This window comes from Acidobacteriota bacterium (assembly GCA_040752915.1).
Lineage (GTDB): Bacteria > Acidobacteriota > UBA4820 > UBA4820 > DSQY01 > JBFLVU01.
The window spans coordinates 1-5,365 of sequence record JBFMHB010000112.1 but is presented as its reverse complement, the minus strand read 5'-3'; the positions used below and the strand labels follow the sequence as shown (position 1 = coordinate 5,365).

The following is a 5,365-nucleotide window of genomic DNA, read 5'->3' as shown; positions in this document are numbered from 1 at the left end:
GACTCCCTCGGACCCAGATCGAGGAACTCGACGCCCACCTCGTACCCGTCGCTTCCCCGAAAGAACTCGTACACCACCCGAGCCGTCGTGACCACGGTGCCTCCCTGCCCCGCGTCGATCTCCAGCCCCACGAGGGTTCCCGCGCCCAGGGACTCGGGGTGGAAGAACATGCACCCCCCGAGACCCAGCACGCGGGTGCTCGACAGGCCCATCAGCCCTTCCGGGTCCAGGCGCGATACCCGGATGGACCTTTCGGACCGGATGCGGGGAAATCGCCGCGAGTTCTTCACCTCTCCGTTCATCGAGTCCTCGGTTGTCTACGAATCAAATGTAGACCCGTTTCACACCGAAACGCAAGACCGGGATCGGTGGAGAGGGGCTCTTCAGGCGCCCTTGGGTTTTCGCAGGGCCGCCACGGAGCGGAGCCCGGAGGCGGCCCGCTCCACGTGTTCGGAGGTGTTGAAAGGCCCGAAGGAGAATCGGACGGTGCCGCGCGGCGAGGTTCCCATGTGCTCGTGAACCAGGGGCGCGCACTGGAGGCCGGTTCGGGTGACGATTCCGTGGTCCACGTCCAGGAAGGTTCCCACGTCGGAGGGGTCGAACCCCTCCAGCGTCACGGAGCATGTGGCCACCCTTCGGTCGAGGCGCGAGGTCCCGCAGAGGCGCAGGCCCGGGATGTCGCGGACGGCGTCCTGGAAGGAGGCGAGCAAGCCCATTTCGTGGCGGTGGATGGACTCGAGCCCGCGTTCCAGGATCCACTCCACTCCGGCGCGGAGGCCCGCGATGCCCGCCAGATTGAGCGTGCCGGCCTCCAGCCTGTAAGGGTACTCCTCCAGGTGGTACGGGTACGCGCTCTTGACCCCCGTGCCGCCCCAGAGGGTTCCCTCGATGCGCGCTCCGTCCGCCACGCAGATCCCCCCCGTGCCCGTGGGGCCGAAAAGCCCCTTGTGGCCGGTGAAGGAGAGGAAGGAGATGTGGCAGGTCTCCATGTCGATGGGGAGGACGCCCGCCGTCTGGGCCGTGTCCACGGCAAAGGGGACTTCCTTCTCGGCGCAGATCCGGCCGATGGCCTCGATGTCCTGCACCGCCCCCGTCACGTTGGAGGCGTGGTTGACGATCACGAGACGGGTATTCGGACGAATCGCCTTGCGCACGTCGTCCGGGTCCACGTACCCTTCGCCGTCGGGACGGATGAAGTCGGCCTCCACCCCCGTCTTCTGGAGATGGTGGATGGGGCGGAGTACGGAGTTGTGCTCCATCCACGTGGAGACCACGTGATCTCCGGGGCTCAGCGTACCCTTGAGGATCAGGTTGAGGGCGCCTGTGGCGTTCAGGGTGAAAACGAGCCGGTCCGGGTCCTTTCGGATTCCTCTGGACTTGAGGGAGGGATTGAACAGATCCGAGAGCTTCTCGCGGGTCCCCCGAACCATCTCCTCGGCCGCCAAAGCCAGATCGCACCCCGTCCGGCCGGGATTGACGCCGTAGTTTCGATAGAAGCTCCCCATCTTTTGATGGACCGCCTCGGGCTTGGGAAAGGTCGTGGCGGCGTTGTCCAGGTATACGAGGTCATCCATCTCCAGAGCCCCCTGAGGGTGGGGTCCGCCGGGCGGACCGGAGGGCGCAGTCTACGGGGAATCGCCCACCCGGACCACAGGCGGGGAGGGAGAAGGCCGGTCTTGGGTGAAATCCACCAAGCCGCGGGAAGGCTCAGGACCCCGGAGGATCGGTTTTCTGGGCGGCTTTCCACTCGGCGGCGAACCGAGCGGTCAGTCGCTCCACGAAGCCGAAGATGTCCCGCTCCGTGCGACAGGGCGACCAGTCCTTGACCCACCAAATGGGGCGGCCCTCGCGGCGGAGGACCAGGCTCCCCTGGCAGGTGGGCTGGCTGCCTTCGGAGGAGTCCAGGCGCATCTTCAGGACTTCTTCCCCGAAGCCGTTGCACAGGGGGCGGTTCGGCATCACGCCCTCGTCCACGAGATCGCCCCCGCACCGGAGGGAAATCTCCAGCAGGTCCACATTCCCCAACCGGGGGACCACCGCGGGCCCTCCCTCCCTGCGGAGGACGGAGGCCGCGTGCCGCTCGATGGGCGCGGACTCAGAAGAGACGGCCACGCAGGCGACCTGCCGCAAGGCCGAAAGGTGTGCTTCATTCGAATCGCCCACCGCGGACCGGGGTCTCCCGGCACCGGCGCAGGCGGCGAGCAGAAAAGTCCCTCCCGTCACGGCGAGGACCCGCGCAGGAAGGGACCAGCGGGCTGGGGTTCGAACCATGGCGCCCCCTCCTTGGCCAAAGTATAAGGCCACCCGACAGGACGCGCCAACTCACGCGGGAGCGGCGGGCTCCCGGCGGAGTCGGCTCCTGGAGAAGCCGTAGGCGAAATACAGGGCCAATCCCGCCAGGAGCCAGACGCCGAAGCGGATCCACGCGGTGAGGGGAAGGCCCAGCATGAGGTAGAGGCAGGCGGCCATTCCGAGAAGAGGGACAACAGGGACGAAGGGGGTCCGGAAGGGGCGCGGCCGCAGAGGGTCCCTGTACCTCAGAACGAGAATCCCCGCGCAAACGATGAAGAAGGCCGAGAGGGTTCCGATGTTGCAGAGGTCCGCCATTTCGTCCAGGCTGGCGAAACACGCGGTCCCGCCCACGAACAATCCCGACAGCAGCGTCGTGACGTGGGGCGTCTTGTAGCGGGGATGGACCCTCGCGAAGGCCGGCGGAAGGAGGCCGTCGCGGGCCATGGAAAAGAAGATCCGCGGCTGGCCCAGTTGAAATACGAGGAGCACGGCCGTATGGGCGATCACCGACCCGAAGGCCACGATGCCCGCGGCCCAGTCCATCTGGACGCCCCGCATGGCCACGGAGAGCGGCTCCGCCGTATTCAGCAGGTTCCAGGGGACCATCCCCGTCAGCACCGCCGCCACGACGATGTAGATCACCGTGCAGACGGCGAGGGAGCCGAGGATTCCGATGGGGAGGTCCCGTTCGGGGCGGCGGCACTCCTCCGCCGCCGTCGAGACGGCGTCAAAGCCGATGTAGGCGAAGAAAATGACGGCGGCGCCCGCCTGGATGCCCGACCAGCCGTTGGGCGCGAAGGGGTGCCAGTTCTCCGGGCGAACGTAGGCCAGCCCCACGAAGACGAAGAAACCCAGCACGAGGAGCTTGATGCCCACCATGACCGCGTTGAAGCGGGCGCTCTCGCGGATGCCCAGCACGAGGATCGTCGTCAGGAAGGCGACGATGAAAAAGGCGGGGAGGTTGAAGGCGATGGGAACCCCCAGGATTCTCGGGGCCTGGGCGAGGATTTCGGGGGTGTGGAGCGCCGTTCTGAGGTCCGTGGCCAGCCACCGGGGAAACTCCAGCCCGAAGCCCCGGAGCAGTTCACAGAAGTAGCCCGACCAGGAGACGGCGACGGCCACGTTGCCCACCGCGTATTCGAGGATGAGGTCCCACCCGATGATCCAGGCCACGAGTTCGCCCAGCGTGGCGTAGGCGTATGTGTAGGCGCTTCCGGAGATGGGAACGACGCTGGCGAACTCGGCGTAGCAGAGGCCCGCGAAAGCGCAGCACAGGCCGGTGATGAGAAAGGAAACGACGATGGCCGGACCGGCCCCGGGGCGGGCGGCGTCGCCCGCCGCGGCCGTTCCGACGAGGGCGAAGATCCCCGCGCCGATGACCCCGCCGATCCCGAGGGCGACGAGATCCATGGGGCCCAGCACGCGCTTGAGACGGTGGGCGTTGGTCTCCGCCTCGGCTTTGAGCCGCGCCGCGTCCTTTGTGCGAAAAAGCCCCCCGAGAAACGCCATGGCGGAAAGGGTAGCGCCGCCGGCCGGCCCGCCGCAAGGGCCGGACTCGGCGCGCCCGGCGAAACGCGATGGGGACCGATTGCCTTTCCCGGCGAGCCGGATTACCCTGTACCCATAGGCCAGGCGAGGATTCAAGTTCGGGCGGACAGCAGCGCCGAGGGGAGGGCGTCCCATGTCAGGCATTCGTGTTGCTTCGGTCGGGCTCCTCTTTGCGGTTCTGGCGTCGTGGTGCGCGGGGGATGTCCGCGCCCAGGGCCAGGCCTTCGGATGGGGAGAGGATCATTACGGTCAGCTCGGCGAGGCGGTGCTGTCGCGACCGACCCTGGAGGCGGTAGAGGGCCTTTCGGGCGTCCAGGACGTGTCCGCGGGTCAGAATTATGGAGCGGCCCTTCTCACCGACGGGACCGTATGGGCCTGGGGGGACAACAGCTGTGGTCAGGTCTCGCCCGGAGACTATCGCAGCCGAGCCGTTCCCCGTCCCGTGCCCGGGGTGCCCCAGGCGTCTGGATTGGCCTGTGGACCGATCCACGTCCTGGCCCTGGCCGTCGATGGGACCGTATGGGCCTGGGGAGCCAATTGGTGGGGCGGGCTCGGGGACGGCACGGTGGATTGGAGAAACGATATCGTGAAGTGCCTCGGCCTCTCCGGTGTGACCGCCGTGGCCGCCGGGTATGGATCCAGCTATGCGCTCAAGAGCGACGGAACGGTCTGGTCGTGGGGGTACAACGGCAACGGCCAGCTTGGGGACGGAACCACCGTCGATCGGTGGACCCCCGCCCCCGTGCCCGGGCTCTCGGGCGTCGTCGCCATCGCCGCCGGACTGAACCACGTTTTGGCCTTGAAGTCGGACGGTACGATCTGGGCCTGGGGTCACAACGAGTACGGCCAACTGGGAGACGGGACCACCACCAACCGATCGACTCCCGTCCAAGTGGCGGCCTTCACCGGAGGAACCGGCCTGGCCGCGGGAGACAACCACAGCCTGGCCCTCAAGTCCGACGGGACCGTCTGGTCCTGGGGAGACGGCAACAACGGGCAATTGGGCCTCGGGTATTCGGCGTACCAAACCTCCTTGGCCACGCAAATTCCCGGGCTTTCCGGCTGCGCATCGGTGTGGGCGGGCGGGAATCGGAGTTTCGTGCGGAAAAGCGACGCCTCCTGGGTGGGATTCGGGTCCAACCCCTTCGGCGAGTTGGGCATCGGTCCGACGGGAGGGGAGTATTTTCCCCTCCCGCTGGCGCCTTTCACTGGGGCGGCTCGAGTGGCCTCGGGTTCGGACTTCACCCTCCTTCTGGGGGCAGGGGGGACGGTTCAGACCGTTGGCCGCGACTTCCAGGGCCAGTGCGCCTCGGGCCGGGAGTTGGCGCCCGCCTGGCCGGTGACGGTGACCGGGATCTCCGACGCGGTGAAGGTGAGCGGGGGCGACTACTTCAGCCTTTTCCTTCGGAACGGGGGGACGGTGTGGACCTGCGGATACGGAGGGAGCGGCTCCCTGGGGAACGGCGCCTGGGAGAACCACGGCACGCCGGTGCAAGTCTCCGGCCTGACCTCCGCGGCGTCGGTG

Annotated in this window: 5 protein-coding genes; 1 reads left to right on the top strand and 4 read right to left on the bottom strand. The window is 67.6% G+C overall.

Annotation, left to right across the window (positions count from 1 at the left end; genetic code table 11):
• From AB1824_12980 to AB1824_12965, 4 genes are all read right to left on the bottom strand, one after another.
• Positions 1-302, bottom strand: a 302-nt coding sequence (locus AB1824_12980; GenBank protein MEW5765874.1) for a PilZ domain-containing protein, incomplete at its 3' end; no start/stop codon positions are given.
• An 81-nt stretch (positions 303-383) separates the two neighbouring features.
• Positions 384-1,574: an aminotransferase class V-fold PLP-dependent enzyme gene (locus AB1824_12975; GenBank protein MEW5765873.1), complete on the bottom strand. Its 1,191-nt coding sequence runs from the start codon at positions 1,572-1,574 to the stop codon at positions 384-386.
• Positions 1,575-1,707: 133 nt separating this feature from the next.
• The gene (locus AB1824_12970) at positions 1,708-2,271 is read right to left on the bottom strand and encodes a hypothetical protein (protein ID MEW5765872.1); all 564 of its coding nucleotides are present in this window, start codon (positions 2,269-2,271) and stop codon (positions 1,708-1,710) included.
• 51 nt (positions 2,272-2,322) lie between these two features.
• Positions 2,323-3,801 carry an amino acid permease gene (locus tag AB1824_12965; protein MEW5765871.1) on the bottom strand — a complete coding sequence of 493 codons (1,479 nt, stop codon included), beginning with the start codon at positions 3,799-3,801 and terminating at the stop codon, positions 2,323-2,325.
• Positions 3,802-3,973: 172 nt separating this feature from the next.
• On the opposite strand from AB1824_12965, the gene AB1824_12960 reads away from it, so the two are divergent.
• On the top strand, positions 3,974-5,365 hold a 1,392-nt coding region (locus AB1824_12960; GenBank protein ID MEW5765870.1), incomplete at its 3' end, for an RCC1 repeat-containing protein.

What these genes read in the sequence shown, in the direction of transcription:
- AB1824_12975 (MEW5765873.1), bottom strand. Translation starts at nt 1,574, where the DNA reads ATGGATGACCTCGTATACCTGGACAACGCCGCCACGACCTTTCCCAAG.
- AB1824_12970 (MEW5765872.1), bottom strand. Translation starts at nt 2,271, where the DNA reads ATGGTTCGAACCCCAGCCCGCTGGTCCCTTCCTGCGCGGGTCCTCGCC.
- AB1824_12965 (MEW5765871.1), bottom strand. Translation starts at nt 3,801, where the DNA reads ATGGCGTTTCTCGGGGGGCTTTTTCGCACAAAGGACGCGGCGCGGCTC.